Annotated in this window: 2 protein-coding genes; both read right to left on the bottom strand. The window is 64.9% G+C overall.

Annotated features, from left to right (window positions below; genetic code table 11):
- Positions 1–491, bottom strand: a 491-nt coding sequence (locus IVB32_RS36120) for an ABC transporter substrate-binding protein (protein ID WP_247412914.1), incomplete at its 3' end; no start/stop codon positions are given.
- Positions 492–546: 55 nt separating this feature from the next.
- The coding region (locus IVB32_RS36115) for an ABC transporter ATP-binding protein (RefSeq protein ID WP_247412913.1) at positions 547–958 on the bottom strand (412 nt) is incomplete at its 5' end.

Below are 958 nucleotides of genomic sequence, written 5' to 3'. Positions count from 1 at the left end.
CCGCTCGCCTGCCCCAGCAGGAACGGCAGGTTCGGCTCGGAATTTTTCAGGCTGATCACGACCGTGTCGGCGTCGGGCGCATCGACCTTCTCGAAGCTCTGGAACAGGCTCTTGTCCTTGTTGGTGCTGGTGGGGACCGCGTTGCGCTCGAACGAGAACTTCACGGCTGCGGAGTCAAACGGCTCGCCGTTGTGGAACTTGACGCCCTTGCGCAGCTTGAACGTATAGGTCTTCAGATCGGGCGATGCAGTCCAGCTCTCCGCCAGCAGGGGCGAGGTGGTGCCGTCCTCGTTGATCTTGGTCAGGGTCTCATAGATGTTGTAGAGCGTGACCTCGGCGATCGCGGCGGCGGCGGCGTTGGTGGGATCGAGCCCCGGCGGTTCCAGCGCCATCGCCATGACGACGCTGTCCTTCTTGCTCTGAGCCAGCACCGGCAACGGAGCAGCGGCAAGTGCGGCGGCGAATGCGACGATCGATAGTTTCCTGAACATGCGTAACTCCCCGGCCTTGTCTTGTCTCAAGCCTACGCCAATCCTGCCGCGGACGCTAACCTTCCACGGGCAATTGCGGCAACGCCATCACGGCTTCCGCCTTGTGGCAAGCGGCCAGATGCGTCTCGCCCACCTTGCGTAGCTCAGGCAGAACCTCGCGGCAATGCTGGTCGGCTAGCGCGCACCGCGAGACATAGGGGCAGCCGGTCGCGGCCGCCGATTGCGAGGCGATCGCCTGGGCTCCGCGCCGCCGCCGGCCTCCGCCGGCGCGCACCCGCGGCACGGCCTCCAGCAGCGCTCGCGTATAGGGATGGGCGCAACGCTCGAACAAATCCTCAGGCCTGCCCTGTTCGACGATCCGGCCCAGATACATCACCGCGACCTCGTCGCAGAGATAGTCGACGACGGCCAGGTCGTGGCTGATCAGGACGTAACTGAGGCCGAACTGCTCCTGGAGGTCCTGCATC

This window comes from Bradyrhizobium sp. 23, from assembly GCF_023073295.1.
GTDB lineage: Bacteria > Pseudomonadota > Alphaproteobacteria > Rhizobiales > Xanthobacteraceae > Bradyrhizobium > Bradyrhizobium canariense_D.
This window is presented reverse-complemented; position numbering and strand designations above follow the sequence as displayed.